General features: G+C 73.2%; 20 protein-coding genes and 1 pseudogene. 9 read left to right on the top strand and 12 right to left on the bottom strand.

Features of this window, described 5'->3' with window-relative positions:
- Positions 1-379: 379 nt before the first annotated feature.
- Complete coding sequence (locus tag ABZ318_RS31545; RefSeq protein ID WP_356905854.1) at positions 380-1,426, bottom strand: helix-turn-helix domain-containing protein; 1,047 nt, start codon at positions 1,424-1,426, stop codon at positions 380-382.
- Positions 1,427-1,471: 45 nt separating this feature from the next.
- Between ABZ318_RS31545 and ABZ318_RS31540 the strand changes: the two genes are divergently transcribed.
- On the top strand, positions 1,472-2,059 hold the full coding sequence (locus ABZ318_RS31540; protein ID WP_356905853.1) for a cysteine hydrolase family protein: 588 nt from the start codon (positions 1,472-1,474) through the stop codon (positions 2,057-2,059).
- Between the two features lie 4 nt (positions 2,060-2,063).
- On the opposite strand, the gene proC is transcribed toward ABZ318_RS31540, so the two are convergent.
- From proC to ABZ318_RS31515, 5 genes are all read right to left on the bottom strand, one after another.
- Positions 2,064-2,873: a pyrroline-5-carboxylate reductase gene (gene proC / locus ABZ318_RS31535; protein ID WP_356905852.1), complete on the bottom strand. Its 810-nt coding sequence runs from the start codon at positions 2,871-2,873 to the stop codon at positions 2,064-2,066.
- A gap of 84 nt (positions 2,874-2,957) precedes the next feature.
- A complete protein-coding gene (locus ABZ318_RS31530) occupies positions 2,958-3,746 on the bottom strand; it encodes an ABC transporter permease (RefSeq protein ID WP_356905851.1) in 789 nt (262 codons plus the stop codon).
- Positions 3,743-4,558 (bottom strand): ABC transporter ATP-binding protein, encoded by an 816-nt coding sequence (locus tag ABZ318_RS31525; RefSeq protein ID WP_356905850.1) that lies wholly within the window; start codon positions 4,556-4,558, stop codon positions 3,743-3,745. Before ABZ318_RS31525 ends, ABZ318_RS31530 begins: the two co-directional genes overlap by 4 nt.
- A 117-nt stretch (positions 4,559-4,675) precedes the next feature.
- Positions 4,676-5,188, bottom strand: coding sequence for a hypothetical protein (locus ABZ318_RS31520; protein ID WP_356905849.1), 513 nt, complete (start codon positions 5,186-5,188; stop codon positions 4,676-4,678).
- 34 nt (positions 5,189-5,222) lie between these two features.
- Entirely contained in the window at positions 5,223-5,477 is a 255-nt protein-coding gene (locus ABZ318_RS31515; protein WP_356905856.1) for an SH3 domain-containing protein, read from the bottom strand.
- A gap of 208 nt (positions 5,478-5,685) precedes the next feature.
- Here ABZ318_RS31515 and ABZ318_RS31510 point away from each other — a divergent pair, with 208 nt between their 5' ends.
- Entirely contained in the window at positions 5,686-7,824 is a 2,139-nt protein-coding gene (locus ABZ318_RS31510; RefSeq protein WP_356905848.1) for a serine/threonine-protein kinase, read from the top strand.
- 76 nt (positions 7,825-7,900) lie between these two features.
- Here ABZ318_RS31510 and ilvD read toward each other — a convergent pair whose 3' ends face one another.
- The 4 genes from ilvD to ABZ318_RS31490 form a co-directional block, all read right to left on the bottom strand.
- Positions 7,901-9,754, bottom strand: coding sequence for a dihydroxy-acid dehydratase (gene ilvD / locus ABZ318_RS31505; protein ID WP_356905847.1), 1,854 nt, complete (start codon positions 9,752-9,754; stop codon positions 7,901-7,903).
- A gap of 136 nt (positions 9,755-9,890) precedes the next feature.
- On the bottom strand, positions 9,891-10,502 hold the full coding sequence (locus ABZ318_RS31500; protein ID WP_356905846.1) for a TetR family transcriptional regulator: 612 nt from the start codon (positions 10,500-10,502) through the stop codon (positions 9,891-9,893).
- The gene (locus ABZ318_RS31495) at positions 10,499-11,338 is read right to left on the bottom strand and encodes a sugar phosphate isomerase/epimerase (RefSeq protein WP_356905845.1); all 840 of its coding nucleotides are present in this window, start codon (positions 11,336-11,338) and stop codon (positions 10,499-10,501) included. Before ABZ318_RS31495 ends, ABZ318_RS31500 begins: the two co-directional genes overlap by 4 nt.
- Positions 11,339-11,521: 183 nt before the next feature.
- Positions 11,522-12,454 carry a Ppx/GppA phosphatase family protein gene (locus tag ABZ318_RS31490; protein WP_356905844.1) on the bottom strand — a complete coding sequence of 311 codons (933 nt, stop codon included), beginning with the start codon at positions 12,452-12,454 and terminating at the stop codon, positions 11,522-11,524.
- Positions 12,455-12,582: 128 nt separating this feature from the next.
- Between ABZ318_RS31490 and ABZ318_RS31485 the strand changes: the two genes are divergently transcribed.
- Positions 12,583-13,377, top strand: coding sequence for a hypothetical protein (locus ABZ318_RS31485; protein ID WP_356905855.1), 795 nt, complete (start codon positions 12,583-12,585; stop codon positions 13,375-13,377).
- On the opposite strand, the gene ABZ318_RS31480 is transcribed toward ABZ318_RS31485, so the two are convergent.
- The gene (locus tag ABZ318_RS31480) at positions 13,374-15,140 is read right to left on the bottom strand and encodes a hypothetical protein (RefSeq protein ID WP_356905843.1); all 1,767 of its coding nucleotides are present in this window, start codon (positions 15,138-15,140) and stop codon (positions 13,374-13,376) included. The two genes, ABZ318_RS31485 and ABZ318_RS31480, sit on opposite strands and share 4 nt — an antisense overlap.
- Before the next feature lie 173 nt (positions 15,141-15,313).
- Here ABZ318_RS31480 and radA point away from each other — a divergent pair, with 173 nt between their 5' ends.
- Together radA and disA are read left to right on the top strand one after the other, a co-directional pair.
- Complete coding sequence (gene radA, locus ABZ318_RS31475; protein ID WP_356905842.1) at positions 15,314-16,717, top strand: DNA repair protein RadA; 1,404 nt, start codon at positions 15,314-15,316, stop codon at positions 16,715-16,717.
- 347 nt (positions 16,718-17,064) lie between these two features.
- The gene (disA, locus tag ABZ318_RS31470) at positions 17,065-18,189 is read left to right on the top strand and encodes a DNA integrity scanning diadenylate cyclase DisA (protein WP_093875483.1); all 1,125 of its coding nucleotides are present in this window, start codon (positions 17,065-17,067) and stop codon (positions 18,187-18,189) included.
- An 87-nt stretch (positions 18,190-18,276) separates the two neighbouring features.
- On the opposite strand, the gene ABZ318_RS31465 is transcribed toward disA, so the two are convergent.
- Positions 18,277-19,134 carry a hypothetical protein gene (locus ABZ318_RS31465; RefSeq protein WP_356905841.1) on the bottom strand — a complete coding sequence of 286 codons (858 nt, stop codon included), beginning with the start codon at positions 19,132-19,134 and terminating at the stop codon, positions 18,277-18,279.
- 258 nt (positions 19,135-19,392) lie between these two features.
- Here ABZ318_RS31465 and ABZ318_RS31460 point away from each other — a divergent pair, with 258 nt between their 5' ends.
- The 4 genes and pseudogenes from ABZ318_RS31460 to ABZ318_RS31445 form a co-directional block, all read left to right on the top strand.
- A complete protein-coding gene (locus ABZ318_RS31460) occupies positions 19,393-20,076 on the top strand; it encodes a phosphatase PAP2 family protein (protein ID WP_356905840.1) in 684 nt (227 codons plus the stop codon).
- 33 nt (positions 20,077-20,109) lie between these two features.
- Positions 20,110-21,036, top strand: coding sequence for an A/G-specific adenine glycosylase (locus tag ABZ318_RS31455; RefSeq protein ID WP_356905839.1), 927 nt, complete (start codon positions 20,110-20,112; stop codon positions 21,034-21,036).
- Between the two features lie 196 nt (positions 21,037-21,232).
- Positions 21,233-21,805: a SigE family RNA polymerase sigma factor gene (locus ABZ318_RS31450; protein WP_356905838.1), complete on the top strand. Its 573-nt coding sequence runs from the start codon at positions 21,233-21,235 to the stop codon at positions 21,803-21,805.
- Positions 21,793-22,106, top strand: a pseudogene (locus ABZ318_RS31445) (hypothetical protein); the annotation flags it as partial. The gene ABZ318_RS31450 and the pseudogene ABZ318_RS31445, both read left to right, overlap by 13 nt.

The following is a 22,106-nucleotide window of genomic DNA, read 5'->3' as shown; positions in this document are numbered from 1 at the left end:
TTGGCACGCTGTTGAGTTCTCAAGGTGCGGACGCTTCCTTCGGTCCCGTTTCCGGGCCCTCCGGGCGCTTCCTTCGTTTCCGACTCTATCAGATCCTTTCGGCGTCTGATTCCCAGTCAGCGGGATTTGTCTTTCCGGCTGTTGGGCCGTTCCGACGAGTGAGACTTTAGCGGATTCCCTGCCCCCGACGCTAATCGGGCCGCTGCGCTCAAACCTTCGAACGCGGATTCCTCATTTCGCAAAAACGCACGGAAAGCGCGACGGCGCGACAAAGCGTCGTCAGCTTCAGTGGATCTTGCGGAATGGCTGCCCGGGGCCGACCGGAGTCGGTGCTCACGTCGGACAACTCGGAGAACACTACGGACCGGGGGGTCCCGTGTCAACCCTGGCCCTGGGGCGTCCCTCTGCCCGGGTGGCGGAAGGCGGTGCGGTAGTCCCGGGGGCTGGTGCCCAGGTGGGAGGCGAAGTGCTGGCGCATCGTGACCTCGCTGCCGAAACCCGCACGTCGGGCCACCTCGGGGAGGGGGTGGTCGGTCCGCTCCAGGAGCTTCTGGGCCGCCGCGACGCGCTGGGTGATGAGCCAGTGGAGGGGGGTGGTTCCCGTCGTGGCCTGGAAGTGGCGGGCGAAGGAGCGGGGGGACATGCCGGCGAGGGCGGCCAGGCTCGCGATGGTGTGGGGTTCGGCGAGGTGGGCCAGGGCGTGGGCGCGTACGGCGGCGAGGGCGTCGGCGTCGCGGTCGGCGCGGGGCGTGGGGTGCTCGATGAACTGGGCCTGCGTCCCCGTACGGAAAGGGGCGGTGACCATGGAGCGGGCGACCGTCGCGGCGGCTTCGGCGCCGTGGGCGGTGCGTACGAGATGGAGACAGAGGTCGATGCCCGCGGCGGTGCCGGCGGAGGTCCAGATGCCGGTGTCCTCGACGAAGAGGGCGTCCGGTTCGACCTGGACGGCGGGGTGGAGGGCGGCCAGGGTCCCGGCCAGGTGCCAGTGGGTGACGGCGCGGCGGCCGTCGAGGAGGCCGGCGCGGGCGAGGACGAAGGCTCCGGCGCAGAGCGAGGCGACCGGGATGCCTGCGGTGTGGGCGCGGCGGAGGGCGTCGAGGACGGGGCTCGGGAGGTCGGCGTAGGGGTCCTCGATGCCGGGGACGACGACCAGGTCGGTGGGGGTGAGGTCGTCGAGCCAGGTGAGCGGGCGGTCGGGGGTGAGGGTGAGGCCGCCGCGGAGGGGGATGGGGGTGTGCGGGTCGGTGGCGGTTCTGCGGAGTTCGAAGGGCGGGACGCCGCGGAGGGTGCGGTCGCTGTCCCAGACCTCGGTGATGACCGAGATGTCGAAGGCGCGGATGCCGGGGAAGGAGACGAGGGCGATGCGCTGGGGGCGGGGCGCTGGGGTCTCTGACACGCTTGGCAGTAAAGCATCGATCGCTGGCATTCACCCCTCTGGGAGGGCGGGGCCGTCGGCGGGAGGATCGTGGTCATGGAGATCAACGAGAACGCAGCGCTGGTGGTCGTCGACGTGCAGAAGGGCTTCGAGTCCGAGTTCTGGGGCCGGCGGGACAATCCGGAGGCCGAGCGGAACATCGCGGCTCTGATCGACGTGTGGCAGGAGACGGGGCGGCCGGTCGTCTTCGTGCGGCACGACTCGAAGCAGGCGGGTTCGCCGCTGGAGCCGGGGACCGAGGGGAACGGGTTCAAGGACTTCGTCGAGGAGCGGCGGGGGAAGGGGTCCGGCCCCGAGCTGTTCGTGACGAAGTCCGTGAACTCCGCCTTCTACGGGGAGCCCGACCTGGACGCCTGGTTCAAGGGGGCTGGTGTCGAGCAGTTCGTGGTCGTGGGGATCCAGACCAACATGTGCAACGAGACCACCGCCCGGATGGGCGGGAACCTCGGGTACGACGTGCTGTTCCCGATCGATGCCATGCACACCTTCGACCTGGCCGGGCCGTTCGGGTGGACGCAGAGCGCCGAGGAGCTGACCCGGGCGACGGCGGTGTCGCTGCACGGTGGGCGGTTCGCCCGGGTCGTGGGCACGGAGGACGTGGTGAAGGGTGCGGCGGGGAAGTAGCCGCTCAGCTGTTGCCGGAGGCGAGCTCGCGGCTGCGGTCGCGGGCCGCTTCCAGTGCGGCGATCAGGGCGGCGCGTACGCCGTGGTTCTCCAGCTCGCGGATGGCGCTGATGGTGGTGCCGGCCGGTGAGGTGACGGCCTCGCGGAGCTTGACCGGGTGCTCGCCGCTGTCGCGGAGCATCACGGCGGCGCCGATGGCGGCCTGGACGATGAGGTCGTGGGCCTGGGCGCGGGGCAGGCCGAGGAGGATGCCGGCGTCGGTCATGGCCTCGACGAGGAAGTAGAAGTACGCGGGGCCCGAGCCGGAGAGGGCGGTGGCGGCGTCCTGCTGGGACTCGGGGACGCGCAGGGTCTTGCCGACGCCGCCGAAGATCTCCTCCGTGTGGGCGAGGTGGTCGGGGGTGGCGTGGCTGCCGGCCGAGATGACGGACATGCCCTCGTCGACGAGGACGGGGGTGTTCGGCATGACGCGGACGACGGGGGTGCCGGCGGTGAGGCGGTCCTCGATGAAGGACGTGGGGATGCCCGCCGCCGCGCTGATGACCAGGCGGTCGGCGGTGACGTGGGGGGCGAGCTCGTCGAGGAGGCGGCCCATGTCCTGCGGCTTGACGGCCAGGATGAGGGTGTCGGCGCGCTTGGCGGCCTCGGCGTTGGTGACGGTCTCGACGCCGTAGCGGGTGCGGAGTTCCTCGGCGCGTTCGGCGCGGCGGGCGGTGACCAGGAGGTTCGCGGGGCGCCAGCCGGCACGGATCATGCCGCTGAGGAGCGCTTCACCGATCTTGCCGGTGCCGAGGACTGCGACGGTCTGCGTCATGGGTCTTTCACCTCGCCGGAGGGGGTACGTGTCGCCATCCTCGCACCGGCGGGGTCGGGGGTGCGTGGGGTGTCCGAGGGGCGGTCAGGCGGTGCGGCGGCGGAGGGTGGCCGCGCCGAGGCCGAGGACCAGGACGGCGCAGCCGGCGACGACGAGGGCGTCGCGGACGAAGGCGGCGGTCATGTCGGTGTGGCGGAGGACCTCGTTCATGCCGTCGACGGCGTACGACATGGGGAGTGCGTTCGAGATCGCCTCCAGGGCGGGGGCCATGCGGTCGCGTGGGGTGAACAGGCCGCAGAGCAGGAGCTGGGGGAAGATCACGGCCGGCATGAACTGGACGGCCTGGAACTCGGACGCGGCGAAGGCGGAGACGAAGAGGCCGAGCGCGGTGCCGAGGAGGGCGTCGAGGAGTGCCACCAGGAGGAGGAGCCAGGGGGAGCCGGTGACGTCGAGGCCGAGGAACCGGACGGCGAGGCCGGTGGCCAGGACGGACTGGACGACGGCGACGAGTCCGAAGGCGAGGGCGTAGCCGGCGATGAGGTCGGCCTTGCCCAGTGGCATGGCGAGCAGGCGTTCCAGGGTGCCGGAGGTGCGTTCCCTGAGAGTGGCGATGGAGGTCACCAGGAACATCGTGATGAGCGGGAAGATGCCGAGGAGCGAGGCGCCGATGCTGTCGAAGGTGCCGGGGCTGCCGTCGAAGACGTAGCGGAGCAGGAAGAGCATCAGGCAGGGGACGAGGAGCATCAGGGCGATCGAGCGCGGGTCGTGGCGCAGTTGGCGCAGGACGCGGGCGGCGGTGGCGAGGGTGCGGGAAAGAGAGGGCGCGAAGCGCGGCCTTGAAGGGGTGGTGGTGGGCGACGGGTGGGCGTTCACGGTCGGGGCTCCTCGGTACGGGTGGTGTTCCGCGCGCGGTCGCGGGCTGCCGCCGCGTCGACCAGGTGCAGGAAGGCCTCTTCGACGGTGGCCGTGTCGTTGCGGCGGCGGAGGGCCTCCGGGGTGTCCTCGGCGAGGATCTCGCCCTCGCGCATGAGGAGGAGCCGGTGGCAGCGCTCGGCCTCGTCCATGACGTGGGAGGAGACGAGGAGGGTGGTGCCCCGGTCGGCGGCGATCCGGTGGAAGAGGTCCCACAGGTCGCGGCGGAGGACGGGGTCCAGGCCGACCGTGGGCTCGTCGAGGACGAGGAGTTCCGGGGTGCCGAGGAGGGCGACGGCGAGGGAGACCCGGCTGCGCTGGCCGCCGGAGAGCCGGCCGGCGAGGACGTCGGCGTGGTCGGCGAGGTCGACGTCCTCGACGGCCCGGTCGACGGCGGTGCGGCGGTCGTGCCGGTGGGCGCGGCCGGGGAGCAGGACGGCGGCGAAGTAGTCGAGGTTCTGGCGGACGGTGAGGTCGTCGTAGACGGATGGGGCCTGGGTGACGTAGCCGATGCGGGAGCGGAGTGCGGGGTCGCCGGCGGGGCGGCCAAGGACCTGGAGGGTGCCGCCGACCTTGGCCTGGGTGCCGACGATCGCGCGCATGAGGGTGGTCTTGCCGCAGCCGGAGGGGCCCAGGAGGCCGGTGATGCGGCCGGTGGGGATGGTGAAGTCGAGCCCGCGGAGGACCTGGCGGTCGGCTCGGGTGGTGGTGAGGGCTTGGGCGATGACCGCTGCGCTTTCTGCGGGGTCACCCGACGCCGCGTAATTCATCATGTGATGAATAGTGGGCCTGGGGGTGCCGGTCGTCAAGGACCCGGGCAGGGTGGAGTGGGGTGGGGTGGGGCAGGGTGGAGTGGGGTGGGGCCGCTGCGGGCCGCCCACGGCCTGGCGCTACTTGCGCTTCGGCTTCTTGCGGGTGGACGGGTTGCCCGTGCGGGTGGCTCGGCGCTTCTCGTACTGGGCGACAGCCGTCTCGTACTCCGTGCGGTGCAGTTTCTCACCGGGGGCCTCGACGAAGCAGCGGGCGGCGTAGGCGAGGAGGGAGCCGATGAAGCCGATGGCCTTCAGGCTGCGCAGGGATTCCTCGCGGGCCGGGTCGGCCGGGCGGCGGAGGAAGCCCTCCCAGGTCTTGCCGAAGGCGATGGCGCTGCAGACCGCGAACATGATGACGACCAGCACGTTGACGACGCCGCCGACGTCCGCGATCTGCAGGCCCTCGTAGGCGAAGCGCAGCACGAAGCAGGCGGCGACGGCGGCGGCCAGGGCGCCGACGGCCAGGCCGGCGCGGCGCAGAGCGTAGTGGCCGCTGTGGTCGACCCAGGTCGTGCCGAAGAAACGGATCTCCTCCGGCTGCGGGCCGGAGGAGATGCCGGTCTTGGCGGGGGGCTGCTCTTCGTCGCTCACGGGGTCGATTATCCCCGGGGCAACGGTGAAGGGCTCAGCCGCACCGGCGGGCGACGTAACCGTCACTGCCGGTTTTCACGTACGCGTCCGAGACGAACTCGTCGCTCGCGATGTTGTCCCAGAGATTCGTGGTGCCGTACGGGCCGGAGATCGATTCGCCCGGCGTCTGGCAGTAGATCGGCACGCTCACGCCCAGTGCGAGGGTCCGCACGATCTCGTACTTGGTACCCGGGCCGGAGCGCACGTTCACGCGGTAGCCGGGTGCGATCGGGTAGCGCGCCACACCCATGGTGACCACCTCATCCAGTGTCGTGGCGGCGTTCGTCTCTTCAACAGCCATGACGGCCCTCCCCCGTTGGGAGCGGAATCGCTCCGCCGAATTTCACTCTCTGCGACGCGCAGGCTAGCAAGCCCCACCGTCATCGCCCGCACCATGGACTAGGCTCCGTGCGTCGCGCACGCGCGCGAACTCAACGGGGACCACACGGGGGTGGGCGATGCCGCCGTTGCGCAGTACCGGTGCCGACCGGGAAGCAGAAGGACCTGAGTACGCGGGCGAGTACCGCCTTCAGGCCTGTCTCGGGGCGGGTGGCATGGGAGTGGTGCACCTGGCCACCTCCCCTTCCGGGCTGCGGCTCGCCGTCAAGGTCGTGCACGGGCAGTACGCGGAGGATCCCGAGTTCAGGGCCCGTTTCCGCCAAGAGGTCACGGCCGCGCGCCGGGTCAGCGGGGCCTTCACCGCGCCGGTCGTCGACGCCGATCCCCATGCCGTACGCCCCTGGATGGCGACCCTCTACGTGCCCGGCCCCACCCTCGCCGACCAGGTGAAGCGGAACGGCCCGCTGTCCCCGGCCGAGCTGCGCCGGCTCACCGCGGGCCTCGCGGAGGCGCTGCGCGACATCCACCGGGCCGGGGTCGTCCACCGGGACCTCAAGCCGAGCAACGTGCTGCTCACCGACACCGGACCGAAGGTCATCGACTTCGGCATCTCCCGGCCCGTGGACAGCGATCTGCACACGGAGACGGGGAAGTTGATCGGGTCGCCGCCCTTCATGGCGCCCGAGCAGTTCCAGCGTCCGCGCGAGGTCGGGCCGGCGGCGGACGTGTTCGCCCTCGGGTCCGTCCTCGTGCACGCGGCGACCGGGCACGGCCCGTTCGACTCCGACAGCCCCTACATCGTCGCGTACCAGGTCGTGCACGACGAGCCCGACCTGACGGGCGTTCCGGCCGACCTCGCCCCGCTCGTCGCCCGGTGCCTCGCCAAGGAACCGGCGGAACGGCCGAGTCCGGCCGAGATCATGGCCGCTCTGCTACCGCCGTCGTACGAGGCGGCGGCCTTCATACCGTCCCAGCGGCGAGCCCCCGCCCCCCTCCTCCCCACGCCTCGACCTGCGGGTTCCTGGGACGCGGACACTCCCGTACGCGCGACCACGGAGCGACCCCGGCGTCTGCCCCGCCGGTCCGTCACCGCCACCGCCACCGCGCTGGTCGCACTGGCCGCGGTCGGCGCCTTCGCCGCCGTCCAGTTCGGCGGCGACGGCACCCATCCGCGAGACCCGCGCAAGGCCCCGGTGGCCAAGGCTTTCACCGGATGGCAGACCCTCCTGCAGAAGGAAGGCGATACCGTCGCACCCGCCTGCGGGTACATCGCCGACGCGCTCTTCTGCTCGGGCCGGGGCATCGGCATCGCGCGGATCGACCCCGCGACCGGCCACGTGGCGTGGTCACGGCCGACGGCTCCCGATGAGAAGCTCTCGGCGCCCACGCCCTTGTCCAAAGGCCTGCTCGGTGTCGTCTCCGTCGAGCACGGCCTGCGGGCGTACGAAGCAGACGGCACCCCCGGCTGGGACACGAACGCATCCGGACGCCACACCGGAGTGCGGCAGGCAGGCGACACGGTCCTGTTCACCGGCGGCTCGGGCACGGTGGAGGCCGTCGACAGCGCGACGGGGAAGCCGCGCTGGAGTCACGCGCTGCGCCATCACTCGACGCCCCGCTTCGGCCAGTACTCCCCGGAGTCCGGCCTCCTGCCCGTCTACGAGAACTCGGCCGACGGAACCCGGACCCTCGTCAGCGCCCTGCGTCCGAGGAGCGGCGAGGTCGCCTGGCAGAAGCGTCTGGAGGGAGACCTCGTCCCCGTGGGCACAGGAGCGGACGGCGTGCTCTTCCTGCGGTCCACGAACCGCGACTCCCGCACCGACGCCGTCGTTCTGTACGACCCCGCCAAGCGGTCCGCTCGCCGGATCCCCGTGCCTTCCCTGATGGACGAACCCAGGTTCGCCGTTCGGGGCACGACCGTCTATCTGCTGACGCCGACGGGTCAGCTCATCGCCCTGGACACCGCCGCTCCCGGTGGCCGCGTCGCCTGGGAGCTGGAGACCGCCGCCGGCACCGTGTCCGTCCCCGTCGTCGCCCCCGGCGACCGGCTCTACTTCTCCGCCTCCGACGGGCGGCTGCTCGCCGTCGACACCGCGCGCGGTGCGCTGATCGGGCAGACCAGGCCCCGGCTGCGGGACGGGAAGCTCGGTTACCCGACCACCGTCCCCGCGCCCGTCGTCGCCGCCGGCCGGGTGTTCGGGACGGCTCCGGACGGCTCCGTGTTCGCGGTGGACGCGCGCGATCCGGCGGCCTGGTGAGCGCCTGAGGCGTACGTACGCGGAAGGGGAGCGGGCTCCGGGCCCGCTCCCCTTCCGCGTACTGCTCCCGCCGGGCTCAGCCCAGCTTCGTCACGTCCCGGACCGCGCCCTTGTCGGCGCTCGTCGCCATCGCCGCGTACGCCCGCAGCGCCGCCGACACCTTGCGCTGCCGGTTCTTCGGCGCGTACACGCCGCCGAGGGCCTCGCGGCGGGCCGCGAGGGTGGACTCGTCGACGAGCAGCTCGATCGAGCGGTTGGGGATGTCGATGCGGATGCGGTCGCCGTCCTCGACGAGCGCGATCGTGCCGCCCGAGGCCGCCTCCGGGGAGGCGTGGCCGATGGAGAGGCCCGAGGTGCCGCCCGAGAAGCGGCCGTCGGTGACCAGGGCGCACGCCTTGCCCAGGCCGCGGCCCTTCAGGTACGAGGTGGGGTAGAGCATCTCCTGCATGCCGGGGCCGCCCTTGGGGCCCTCGTAACGGATGACGACGACGTCGCCCTCCTTGACCTCCTTGAGGAGGATCTTCTGGACGGCCTCGTCCTGCGACTCGCAGACGACGGCCGGGCCCTCGAAGGTCCAGATGGACTCGTCGACGCCGGCGGTCTTCACGACGCAGCCGTCGACGGCGAGGTTGCCGTGCAGGACGGCGAGGCCGCCGTCCTTCGAGTACGCGTGGCCCGCGTCGCGGATGCAGCCGCCGGCCGCGTCCGTGTCCAGCGCCTCCCAGCGCTCCGACTGGGAGAAGGCGGTCGCCGAGCGGACGCAGCCGGGGGCCGCGTGGAACAGCTCGACGGCCTCGTCGGAGGCGGAGCCGCCGCGGACGTCCCAGGTGTCCAGCCACTCCTTGATGGACGGGGAGTGCACGGCGTGCACGTCCTCGTTGAGCAGGCCCCCGCGGTAGAGCTCGCCGAGGATGGCCGGGATGCCGCCTGCCCGGTGCACGTCCTCCATGTAGTACGTGCGGCTGCCGGCGACGTTCGGGGCGACCTTGGCCAGGCAGGGCACCCGGCGCGAGACCTCGTCCATGTCCGGCAGGCCGTAGTCGACCTCGGCCTCCTGGGCGGCGGCGAGCAGGTGCAGGATCGTGTTGGTCGAGCCGCCCATGGCGATGTCGAGCGCCATGGCGTTCTCGAAGGCCGCGCGGGTCGCGATCGAGCGGGGCAGGACGGAGGCGTCGTCCTCGTCGTAGTACCGGCGGGTGATGTCGACGACCGTGCGCGCCGCGGCCTCGTACAGCCCCTTGCGGGCGGTGTGGGTGGCGAGGAGCGAGCCGTTGCCGGGGAGGGAGAGGCCGATGGCCTCGGTCAGGCAGTTCATCGAGTTGGCCGTGAACATGCCGGAACAGGAGCCGCAGGTCGGACAGGCGTTCTCCTCGATCCGGAGCATGTCCTCGTCCGAGATGTTGGGGTTCACGGCGTCGGACATCGCGTCGACCAGGTCGAGCGTGCGGACCGTGCCGTCGACGAGGACCGCCCGGCCGGCCTCCATCGGGCCGCCGGAGACGAAGACCGTCGGGATGTTGAGGCGCAGGGCGGCCATCAGCATGCCGGGGGTGATCTTGTCGCAGTTGGAGATGCAGATGAGGGCGTCGGCGCAGTGCGCCTCGACCATGTACTCCACGCTGTCCGCGATCAGGTCACGGGAGGGCAGGCTGTAGAGCATGCCGCCGTGGCCCATGGCGATGCCGTCGTCGACGGCGATCGTGTTGAACTCGCGGGCGATGCCGCCGGCGGCGGTGATGGCCTCGGAGACGATCCGGCCGACCGGCTGGAGGTGGGTGTGGCCGGGGACGAACTCCGTGAAGGAGTTGGCCACGGCGATGATCGGCTTCCGGCCGATGTCCGCGCCGGGTACACCGGAGGCGCGCATAAGGGCGCGGGCGCCCGCCATGTTGCGACCGTGGGTGACAGTGCGGGACCTCAGCTCGGGCATCGTCGCTCGCTCCTCGTGATGGGTGTGCTTGCTTTCGAGCGTACGCCGACGCTCCAGGATCCGGACATGGCATCCAGAATGCGGGACGGGTGTTCATTCCTCGGACGCCTCCGGTCCGGCTTCCGCCAGGCCTCGCTCAGGCTTTTGTCAGGTAGCGCTGGAGGGTCGGGGCCACCTGCTCGACGATCCGCTCCGGGTCCGCCGAGGCCAGCGGCTCGACCTGGATCACGTACCGCATGATCACGATCCCGATCATGTGCGAGGCGGCCAGCTCCGCGCGGAAGCCCGGGTCCGGCACGTCGAGCTCGGCCGCGATCCGCTCCAGGAGCCGGCGCAGCACGAAGGTCCGCAGCACCTTGGCCGCCGCCTCGTGGGTGAGCGCGGAGCGGACGATCGCGAGGAGCGGGGCGCGGGAGGCCGGGTTCTCCCAGACGCCGATGAAGAAGCGGGCGAGCCGCTCGCCGATGGCCTCGCGCGGGCCGCCGAGGATCGCCGGGAGGACGGCCGCGGGCTCGAAGGAGACCTCGACGGCGGCGGCGAAGACCTCGTCCTTCGTGCCGAAGTAGTGGTGCACGAGCGCCGGGTCCACGCCGGCGGCCTTGGCGATGCCGCGCACCGAGGCCTTGTCGTAGCCGCGCTCGGCGAACTGGGCTCGGGCCGCTTCGAGGATGCGCTCGCGCGTGCCCGGACCGCTCTCCTCCTCGGTACGGGACGGGCGACCGCGCCGGCGCGGGGCCGGGTCGGTCATGGGCGGGGGGCCCGCTCGGTCGGGCGGGCGGCGGCGGAGGCCAGGTGGAGGCGGGTGAAGGCCAGGGCCTCCGCGAGGTCGGCCTCGCGTTCGGCGGCTGACATCGCGCGGCGGGTGTTGACCTCGATGACGACGTGCCCGTCGAAGCCGGAGAGCGCGAGCCGCTCCAGGAGCTCGGCGCAGGGCTGGGTGCCGCGCCCCGGGACGAGGTGCTCGTCCTTGGCGGACCCCTTGCCGTCGGCGAGGTGGACGTGGCCGAGCCGGTCGCCCATGCGGTCGATCATCGCGAGGGCGTCGGTGCGGGCGGTCGCGGTGTGCGAGAGGTCGACGGTGAAGTGCCGGTAGTCGTCCTTGGTGACGTCCCACTCGGGGGCGTACGCGAGCATCTCGCGGTCCTTGTACCGCCACGGGTACATGTTCTCCACCGCGAAGCGCACGTCCGTCTCGTCCGCCATCCGCCAGATGCCGGTCACGAAGTCCTTGGCGTACTGGCGCTGCCAGCGGAACGGCGGGTGCACGACGACCGTCGACGCGCCGAGCTTCTCGGCCGCCGCCTGGGCGCGCTGGAGCTTGACCCACGGGTCGGTGGACCAGACGCGCTGGGTGATGAGGAGGCAGGGGGCGTGCACGGCCAGGATCGGGACCCGGTGGTAGTCGGAGAGCCGGCGCAGCGCCTCGATGTCCTGGCTGACGGGGTCGGTCCACACCATGACCTCGACGCCGTCGTACCCGAGGCGCGCGGCGATCTCGAAGGCCGTCGCCGTCGACTCCGGATAGACCGAGGCCGTCGACAGGGCGACCTTCGCATCCGGGATGCGCACCACTGGTTCTGCCACGGGGACAGGGTACGGGGCGGGCCGGGGGCCGGAGGGTGGTTCCGGTCACGCCCGAGGCGGGGGCGGGGGTGGTTTCGGCCACTCTCTGGGGGCGAAGGGGGCCCGCCCGTCGGGGGAGGGGGCACCCGTCGGGGGCGAAGAGGGGGCCGGTCGCGGGCCCGGTCCGCGCCCCCGTGCGGACCGTCAGTGCCCCGGCAGGTGGTCCAGGCGGCGCAGGATGACGCCCTCGCGCAGGGCCCAGGGGCAGATCTCCAGCTCCTCGACGCCGAGGAGGTCCATCGCGCCCTCCGCGACGAGCGCGCCCGCCAGGAGCTGCCCGGCGCGGCCCTCCGAGACGCCGGGGAGGGCGGCGCGCTCGGGAACGGTCATGGCGGCCAGGCGCGGGACCCACTCCTCCAGGGACTTGCGGGTCAGGATCCGCTGGACGTAGAGGCCCTCCCCCGAGCCGGGCGCGCCCGCGATCCTGGCGAGCTGCTTGAAGGTCTTGGAGGTGGCGACGACGTGGTCGGGCTTGCCGAAGCGGCTGAACTCGCCGACCGTACGGGCGATCTGCGCGCGCACGTGGCGGCGCAGCGCCTTCACGTCGGCGGTGTCGGCCGGGTCGCCGGGCAGCCAGCCCGCCGTGAGGCGGCCGGCGCCGAGGGGCAGGGAGACCGCCGTGTCCGGGTCCTCGTCGATGCCGTACGCGACTTCGAGGGAGCCGCCGCCGATGTCGAGGAGGAGCAGCTTGCCCGCGGACCAGCCGAACCAGCGGCGGGCGGCGAGGAAGGTGAGCCGGGCCTCCTCCTCCCCGGTGAGGACCTGGAGGTCGACGCCGGTCTCGTCCTTCACGCGCGCGAGGACCGCGTCGGCGTTGCTGGCCTCGCGGACCGCGGAGGTCGCGAAGGGCAGCACCTCCTCGCAGCCCTTGTCCTCGGCGGCCAGGAGCGCGTCCCGCACGGTCGCGATGAGCCGCTCGACGCCGTCGGGCGCGATCGCACCCCGCTCGTCGAGCAGTTCGGCGAGCCGCAGCTCCGCCTTGTGCGAGTGGGCGGGCAGCGGCCGGGCGCCGGGGTGGGCGTCCACCACGAGCAGGTGCACTGTGTTCGAACCGACGTCGAGGACTCCGAGTCTCATGGGCGGAACGCTACTGCTCCGGCCCGCATACGCTTGGGGTTGTGCCAAAGACGAAAAAGGCGAAGCAGGACAAAGAGAGCGAAGGCGCGCGCGTGAAGGACGCCAGGACCGCGCACGCGGCGAAGGCCGTGAAGGCGGTCAAGGTCGGGAAGCAGAAGCGGGGCAAGGCCGAGGAGCCCGACGAGAAGGGCCTCGACTTCGCGCGCGCGTGGGTCGAGTTTCCCGACCCGACCGACGAGGAGCAGGTCTTCCGCTGCGACCTGACCTGGCTGACCTCGCGCTGGACGTGCATCTTCGGCAACGGCTGCCAGGGCATCCAGGAGGGGCGCGCCGACGACGGCTGCTGCACCCTGGGCGCGCACTTCTCCGACGAGGACGACGAGAAGCGGGTCGCGGAGCACGTGGCCCGGCTGACTCCGGAGCTGTGGCAGTTCCACGACGTCGGCACGGAGTCGGGCTGGGTGCAGCTCGACGAGGACGGCGACCGGCAGACCCGCCGCTGGGAGGGGTCCTGCATCTTCCAGAACCGGCCCGGTTTCGCGGGCGGCGCGGGCTGTTCGCTGCACATCCTGGCGATGCAGGAGGGCCGGGAGCCGCTGGAGACGAAGCCGGACGTGTGCTGGCAGCTGCCGGTGCGGCGGACGTACGACTGGATCGACCGCCCCGACGACAGCCGGGTGCTCCAGGTGTCGATCGGCGAGTACGACCGGCGCGGCTGGGGGCCGGGCGGCCATGACCTGCACTGGTACTGCACGACGGCGTCGTCGGCGCACGTCGGCGCCGAGCCGGTCTACGTCTCGTACCGGCCCGAGCTGGTCGAGATGATGGGCGAGGAGGCGTACGGGGTCCTGGCCGGGCTGTGCGAGGCCCGGCTCGCCTCGCAGCTTCCGCTGGTGGCCCCGCACCCGGCGGACCCCTCCTAGGAGGAGGGGGGCGGTTCCTCCGGCGATGACGGGGGCGTGCCCGGGTCCGAGCTCGCGGGCGGGGGTTCTTCGCTCGTCGGGGGCGGGGTGGTCGGCTCCGTCGTGGGCTCCGTGGTCGGCGGCGGGGTCGTGGGCTCGGTCGTGGGCGGCGTCGTCGGTTCCGTCGTGGGCGGGGTGGTGGGCTCCGTCGTGGGCGGAGACGTCGGCGGGGACGTGGGCGGGGTGGTCGGCCGCGTCGTCGTGATCGGCGGGGGCGTGATGACCCGGCCGGTCGGCGGTTTGGCCGGGCCGTGGCCGTCGATCCTGATCACCGCGCCCGAGGGGTTCACCCCCACGCGCGCGCTCCAGGCGCCGGCGGGTGCGCGGCCGTGGTCGACGCGGACGGCGATCGTGGTCTTCTCGCCGGGGCGGAGCGTGCCGGAGACCCGGCTCACGTACAGCCAGGGGGCGTCCGTCCACAGCGACCAGTCGACGGGTGAGCCGCCGGCGGCGGCGAGGGTGAGCAGGGTGACGTCGCCGTGACCGGTGGCGGTGACCGTGATCCAGCCGGCGGCGGGTTCGGCGGGGGCGCCGGGGCTGACGACCTCGACGGAGACGTCGGGGGCGCGGCTGCCCCGGGTGAAGCGGGGCTCCGGGGTGGTGCGGGCGTTGCCCGCGTTCTCGTACCGGTCGTAGGGGCCGCCGTCCGGGCCGACCGGTTCGTCCGCCTCGCGCGCGCTGATCCTGGCCCCGTCGTGGCCGGCGACGTCCGTGTCCGGGGTGCCGCGGTAGGAGGTCCACAGGGCGAGGACGGGGGCGGCGACCACGGCGGCGACGACCGTGGTGGTCACCGCGCGGGCCCGCATCCGGTCGCGGCGGGCGACGTGGTCCTTCGGGTCCATGGGGAAGCCGGTCGGCGCGAAGCGCGGGGCGCCCGCACGCGCGCGTGGGACGTGCAGCATCGCCATGTACGCGGCGGCCCGGGGCGCCTCGACGAGCGGCAGCCGGTCCGCCGGGAGGGCCGTGGCGCCGGGCCAGGGGCCGGCGGCGCCGACGCGCTCGGCCGCGCGGCGACAGCGGGGGCAGTCGTCGACGTGCCGGACGAGCTCGGCGCGCAGGGCGGCCGAGAGGAGCACCCGGTGGTCGCCGGTGAGCCGGGCGACGGTGGGACAGCTGCCGGTCTCGACGACGGCGAGGGCGGCGCGGGTGCGCTCGACCTCGCAGCCGGCGGTGGCGAGGAGCTCGCGGGCGGCGAGCGGGTCGAGGGAGAGCACGGCGGCGACCTGGCGGTGGCTGAGCCCGTGCCGCACGGCGAGCTCCAGCGCCTCGCGCTGCTCCGGTGTGGTGCCCGCGGCCTCCGGCCAGGCGAGCAGGGCGAGCTCGGCGCGGCGCCGCTCGGCGGTCTCCTCGGAGACCCGGGGCGGCTCGGGGGCGGTGACGGCCGGGCGGCCGGTGTGGGCGCCCTGGCGCTTGCCGCGCTGCTCGCCGAGGCTGCGCAGGCAGGCCCAGCGGGCGAGGGCGTACAGCCAGGCGGTGCGGCCGTCCTCGTCGGAGGGGCAGCGGCCGTGGTGGCGCTCGGCGACGGCGAGGACGTCGCCGAGGACGGCGGTGGCCGTGTCGTGGTCGCAGAGCACGGAGAGGCAGTACGTGAAGAGGCCGTCGAGGGCGGCCTCGTAACGGGCGGGGGGACGCCGGCCGAGCGTGCGCGGTCCCTGGTCCGTGGCGCGGTGCGCCCGGTGTGCGCCGGTGGTGCGTGCGGGGGGATCCAGCCTGCTGCTCGTCACTGGGCGACCGTAGGCAGGGCGGCGGGCACTCTTCGTACCGGTCGCTCGATTCTCATTCTTACGGGTGAAGCTATCGCTCGAAAGGGGACAGGAATCGGGTGTTCCGGTGCCGTGGGGCTCCCCCTGTGGACGGCCGGGGCCCGTTGTCAGTGGCGGCGGATACGGTGTGGCTCATGGCTGCCCGTACGAAAACCGCCAAGGACCGGCCGTCCTACCGCTGCACCGAGTGCGGCTGGCAGACGGCCAAGTGGCTCGGCCGCTGCCCCGAGTGCCAGGCCTGGGGGACGGTCGAGGAGTACGGCGCGCCCGCCGTCCGGACGACCGCCGCCGGCCGCGTCTCCACCGCCGCCCTGCCCATCGGACAGGTCGACGGCCGGCAGGCGACCGCCCGCTCGACCGGCGTCGACGAGCTGGACCGGGTCCTCGGCGGGGGCCTGGTGCCCGGCGCCGTCGTGCTGCTCGCGGGCGAGCCGGGCGTCGGCAAGTCCACGCTGCTGCTCGACGTGGCGGCCAAGGCGGCGAGCGACGAGCACCGCACGCTGTACGTCACGGGCGAGGAGTCCGCGAGCCAGGTCCGGCTGCGCGCCGACCGGATCGGCGCGCTCAACGACCATCTGTACCTGGCGGCCGAGACCGATCTGTCGGCCGTCCTCGGGCACCTCGACGCGGTGAAGCCCTCCCTGCTGGTCATGGACTCGGTGCAGACCGTCGCCTCCCCCGAGATCGACGGCGCGCCCGGCGGCATGGCCCAGGTCCGCGAGGTCGCGGGAGCCCTCATCCGGGCCTCCAAGGAGCGCGGCATGTCGACGCTCCTCGTCGGCCACGTCACCAAGGACGGCGCCATCGCGGGACCCCGGCTGCTGGAGCACCTGGTGGACGTCGTCCTCAGCTTCGAGGGCGACCGGCACGCGCGCCTGCGCCTGGTCCGGGGCGTGAAGAACCGGTACGGGGCGACCGACGAGGTCGGCTGCTTCGAGCTGCACGACGAGGGCATCACGGGGCTCGCCGACCCCTCCGGGCTCTTCCTGACCCGGCGCGACGTGGCCGTGCCCGGGACCTGTCTGACGGTCACCCTGGAGGGCAAGCGGCCGCTGGTCGTCGAGGTGCAGGCGCTGACGGTCGACTCGCAGATCCCGTCGCCGCGGCGGACGACCTCGGGTCTGGAGACCTCCCGGGTCTCGATGATGCTGGCGGTCCTGGAGCAGCGCGGCCGGATCAGCGCACTGGGCAAGCGGGACATCTACAGCGCGACCGTCGGCGGTGTGAAGCTCACCGAGCCCGCCGCCGACCTGGCGATCGCGCTCGCGCTGGCCTCCGCGGCGAGCGACACTCCGCTCCCGAAGAACCTGGTGGCGATCGGCGAGGTCGGGCTCGCGGGCGAGGTGCGGCGGGTGACGGGCGTGCAGCGGCGGCTCGCCGAGGCGCACCGCCTGGGCTTCACGCACGCGCTGGTGCCGGGGGACCCGGGGAAGGTGCCGGCCGGCATGAAGGTGACGGAGGTGGCGGACGTGGGGGACGCGCTGCGGGTGCTGCCGCGGAGCCGGCGGTCGGCCGCCCCGAAGGGCGAGGAGGGGTGAGGGACGTCCCGTGTCCGCCGGCCCTCCGGGCTCGGCTGGTAGGGTGATCGCGCCCCGCACGGGGCAGGGGCCGGAAGAGGCCCCGTGGGAGTCGACCGCATGGCGGCCCGACCTCCGGCTCCGCCGGAGCGGTCCGCGCGGCAGCCCGGTTCCGGCCGGGCCCCTGCTCCTCGAATGCCGGATCAGCGCCCTGAGCGACCCCGGATGAGACACCCGCTCGCGGGTGACCACGCCGGAAAGCCCAGACCCCGCCCCGGCTGCATTCCGCGCCGCCCTGTGGGTGATGCGCGGGACAAGACTTAGACTTTGCCCTGGTCTCGCCCATCCGTACGAGCCGGAGGAGTGCAGTGGCAGCCAAGGACGGGGCAGCAGCTCCTGGAAAGTCCGGCGCGGGCTCCGGCAACGAAGCGCTGATGCGCGCCGCCCTGAGCGCGGTCGCGCCGGGCACCGCGCTGCGCGACGGCCTGGAGCGGATCCTCCGGGGGAACACGGGCGGTCTCCTGGTTCTCGGCCTGGACAAGACGGTCGATTCGATGTGTACCGGCGGTTTCGTGCTGGACGTCGAGTTCACCGCCACGCGCCTGCGTGAGCTGTGCAAGCTCGACGGCGCGCTCGTCCTCGACAAGGACATCACCAAGATCCACCGCGCGGGCGTGCAGCTCGTCCCGGACGCCTCCATCCCCACCGAGGAGACCGGCACCCGCCACCGCACCGCGGACCGGGTCTCCAAGCAGTGCAACTTCCCGGTCGTCTCCGTCTCCCAGTCGATGCGTCTGATCGCGCTGTACGTGAACGGTGAGCGCCGGGTCCTGGAGGAGTCGGCCGCGATCCTGTCCCGCGCCAACCAGGCGCTCGCGACCCTGGAGCGGTACAAGCTGCGGCTCGACGAGGTGGCCGGCACGCTCTCCGCCCTGGAGATCGAGGACCTGGTCACGGTCCGGGACGTCACCGCGGTCGCGCAGCGCCTGGAGATGGTCCGCCGGATCGCCACCGAGATCGCCGAGTACGTGGTGGAGCTCGGCACCGACGGGCGGCTCCTCTCGCTCCAGCTCGACGAGCTGATCGCGGGCGTGGAGCCGGAGCGCGAGCTGGTGATCAGGGACTACGTGCCGGAGCCGACGGCGAAGCGCTCGCGGACGGTCGCCGAGGCGCTCACCGAGCTGGACGCGCTCACCCACACCGAGCTCCTGGAGCTTCCGGTCGTGGCGCGGGCCCTCGGCTACAGCGGCTCGCCCGAGACCCTCGACTCGGCGGTCTCGCCGCGCGGCTACCGGCTCCTGGCGAAGGTGCCGCGGCTGCCCGGCGCGATCATCGAGCGCCTGGTGGAGCACTTCGGCGGGCTGCAGAAGCTGCTCGCGGCGAGCGTGGACGACCTCCAGACCGTCGACGGCGTCGGCGAGGCGCGTGCCCGCAGCGTCCGCGAGGGCCTGTCGCGGCTCGCGGAGTCCTCAATCCTGGAGCGGTACGTCTAGGACGTGCCGCTCGGCCAGTACGTGCCGCTCGGCCAGTACGTCCTGTTCGGTCAGTACGTGCCGCTCGGCCAGTACGTGCCGCTCGGCTCAGTCCTTCGCGAGCCGGAACGACGCCGCGAGCACCTTCGCACCCGGCACCTCCGCCTCCACCAGGTAGGTGCCGGGGCCGGCCTGGCCCGCCGGGGTGGTGGCGCACTGCGGGGCGCTGCGGCGGCGGTCCCATTCCACGGTGTGGGTGATGGTGGCGTGCGCGGGGACACGCAGCAGCAGCGGGGTGCCGGGGCGCGGGCAGTCGGCGGTGGACCAGACCTCGTCGTCCCGGTCGTCGCTGATCGTCAGGACGGCGTTGCGGGGCCCGAAGTCGGCCTTGCAGGTGGTGTTCGAGGTGTTCTTCGCGACGAGCTGGAAGCGGGGCTTCTCCCCTGCCTCGTAGGTGACCTTGACGGAGCGGAGGGTCAAGTCCAGTGCCGCGGCAGGGCAGTTGGGGAGCGGGGAGTCGGCCGGGACCTGCTGGCCCGCGCCGGTGCCCGCGCCTCCGTCGCCGCCGGCTCCGTCGGTGTCGCCGTTCTTGCCGATGCCCGTGGTGCCTCCCGCGCCCTCGGCGCCGGAGTCCGTACCGGCGCCGGTGCCCGCGTCCGCGCCCGTACCGGAGTCCCCCGAACCGCCGTTGTCGCCCGCGGTCTCGCCGGAGTCCCCCGACTCGTCGCGTCCGCCGGGCTGTTGGCTGATCGCCGGGCCGGTGCCGGAGGGCCCGGGGGTGATCGACGGCGGGGTCGGCGAAGAGCCGTTGGCGGCGTCACTGGGCTTCTTCCCGCCGCCGTCACCGGAGGTGAAGGCCCACACGGCGAGGATCGCGAGGAGCGCCACCAGGCACGCCGCCACCGCCCTCCGTCGCCAGTAGATGGTGGAGGGAAGCGGCCCGACCGGATTGCGCAAAGATCCCACGACCCGAACCTTACGAGAGATCCGGCCCAACTCCCGCCCCACCCGCCGCCCGAGAGCCCAAGTTTTGCCGATCATCACATCCTTCGGCCCGGGGAACTTTTCCCGGAGCCCCGGAGGAACCCCGACGGAACCCCCGACGGAACCCCGCCGGAGACCGTAGGGAACCAGCGCGAATCACGGCCCCCCACTTTCGTCAGGGGTCGTTCTGGCCGTTGGCCTGGGGCGGCGAGCTCCGGATTCCGGTTAGCGTCATGCACCATGAACACCCTTCTCGACCTCTCCGACCGTCTGTATCTCGACGTCGCCGACTTCGCCCACTCCACCCCCCACTGGTTCCAGTGGCTCGCCGAGATGTGGACGGAACTCGGGCTGCTGCTCTTCGCCGTGCTGTTCCTCGTCGGCTGGTGGCGCTCCCGGGAGGGTTCGAGCCGGGCGATGGCGCTCGCGCTGCTCGCCCCGGTCGCCACCGGCTTCGGTTACGTGGTGAGCGAGGCCCTGAAGTCGCTGATCGACGAGGAACGCCCGTGCCGCGCGGTGGCCGGCGCGCCCGTCTCGCTCGTCGCCTGCCCGCCGCACGGCGACTGGTCCTTCCCCAGCAACCACTCCGCCATCGCGGGTGCCGCCGCGATCGCCCTCGCCCTGTCCTGGCGCGGGATCGTCTGGCTGACCGTGCCGATGGCGCTGCTCATGGCCTTCTCCCGGGTCTTCGCCGGAGTCCACTACCCGCACGACGTGACCGTCGGCCTGCTCGTCGGCGCCCTGGTCGCCTTCCTCGTGATGCGGGCGGCGGAACGGCCCGTGCGGTCGCTGGTGGAGACGGCCCGGTCGAGCCGGAGCTCGGCCGTGGTGTGGTGCGCGGGGCGCGGGACGAACGCGCACGCCTCCGCGCACGCGCCCGCTCACTCCCAGCGCCGCTCCCGCGCACGCCACGGCGCGTACTGATCCCGCCGGGGACGTGCCAGGATCGGAGGTGCCATGACTTCCATCGACACTTCCCCCACGTCCACGGCCCCCGTCGCCCCGGCGCTCCCCGCCGAGCTGCACGGGCCCGTCCTCGCCTGGTTCGACCGGCACGCCCGTGACCTGCCCTGGCGCCGCCCCGAGGCGGGTGCCTGGGGCGTCATGGTCAGCGAGTTCATGCTCCAGCAGACGCCGGTCGTCCGGGTCCTGCCGGTGTACGAGCAGTGGCTGGCGCGCTGGCCGCGCCCGGCCGACCTGGCCGCCGAGGCCCCCGGCGAGGCGGTCCGCGCCTGGGGCCGGCTCGGCTACCCGCGCCGGGCGCTGCGGCTGCACGCGGCGGCCGTCGCCATAACGGAACGGCACCACGGCGACGTGCCCCGCGACCACGGGCAGCTGCTCGCGCTGCCCGGGATCGGCGAGTACACGGCGGCGGCGGTGGCCTCCTTCGCGTACGGACAGCGGCACGCGGTCCTGGACACCAACGTGCGCCGGGTCTTCGCACGGGCGGCGACCGGCGTCCAGTACCCGCCGAACGCGACCACGGCCGCCGAGCGGCGGCTCGCCCGGGCGCTGCTGCCGGACGACGAGACCACGGCCTCCCGCTGGGCGGCCGCCTCCATGGAGCTGGGCGCCCTGGTGTGCACGGCGAAGAACGAGGACTGCGGGCGCTGCCCGATCGCCGAGCGGTGCGCCTGGCGGCTCTCGGGGAAGCCGGCGCACGACGGTCCACCGCGGCGCGGTCAGACGTACGCCGGGACCGACCGGCAGGTGCGCGGCCGGCTCCTCGCGGTGCTGCGGGAGTCGGCGGAGCCGGTGACGCAGGCGGCCCTGGACGCGGTCTGGGACGAGCCGGTGCAGCGGGGCAGGGCCCTGGACGGGCTGGTCTCGGACGGTCTCGTCGAACCGCTGGAGGGCGACCGGTACCGGCTGCCGCTGTCCTGAGGCCTCCGTCCGGCCCGTCCGAGGCCCCGCTCTCCCCGGAGCGGGGCCTCAAACCTTTCCGCCCCCGCTGTTACACAACCGATGGGTAGCCGTGCGTCGACCGACGGCTGCCCCGCACAACCCCGTGACAACCGCTCCGTAGCGTCGTCCACGACACGAGGGAACAAGCAGGTCACGGGGATCGGAGGCGGTTGGGATGCGGCAGGGCGAGGTGCTCGACTTCGAGGAGTACGTACGCACGCGGCAGGACGCGCTGCTGCGCAGCGCCCGTCGGCTCGTCGCCGACCCCGTCGACGCCCAGGACCTGCTCCAGACGGCGCTGGCCCGTACGTACGGCCGCTGGGACGGCATCGCCGACAAGTCCCTCGCCGACGCCTACCTGCGCCGGGTCATGATCAACACCCGGACCGAGTGGTGGCGCTCCCGCAAGCTGGAGGAGGTGCCGACCGAGCAGCTGCCGGACGCGAGCGTCGAGGACCCGACCGAGCAGCACGCCGACCGCGCCCTCCTCATGGACGTCCTGAAGGTGCTCGCGCCGAAGCAGCGCAGCGTGGTCGTCCTGCGTCACTGGGAGCAGATGAGCACGGAGGAGACGGCGGCGGCGCTCGGCATGTCGACGGGTACGGTGAAGTCGACGCTCCACCGCGCGCTCGCCCGGCTCCGCCAGGAGCTGGAGAGCCGTGACCTCGACGCCCGCGCCCTGGGGCGGACGGGGGAGCGGGCGACCGTACGAGGCGACGAAGGGGGGCGGGAGCGGTGCGCGGCCTAGACGGCGGACCCGACGGCGACGGCAGAAGCCACGCGGGCGAGGACCACGAGCACGGCCTCGGGGGCTCCACGGGCGTGAGGAGCCCCGGCGGCCCCGACGGCCGTCGCAGCGGCCCCGGCGGCCCTGGTGACCCCAACGGATCCGACGGCTTCGGCATGGGCGGCAGCGGCTTCGGCGGCGGCGACCGGTATGCGACCGGGCGCCGCCGCCCGCGCCGTACCGTCAAGGCGGTCACCCTGCTCGTACGGCTCGCGGTCCACCCGCTCTCCCGGGCCGCCGCCCGCGGGCAGAAGGCCCGCAC

Origin of the sequence: Streptomyces sp. NPDC006197, assembly GCF_040613865.1 — a bacterium.
Lineage (GTDB): Bacteria > Actinomycetota > Actinomycetes > Streptomycetales > Streptomycetaceae > Streptomyces.
Note: the sequence above shows the minus strand (reverse complement) of the source record. Positions and strands in the feature narration are given on the sequence as shown.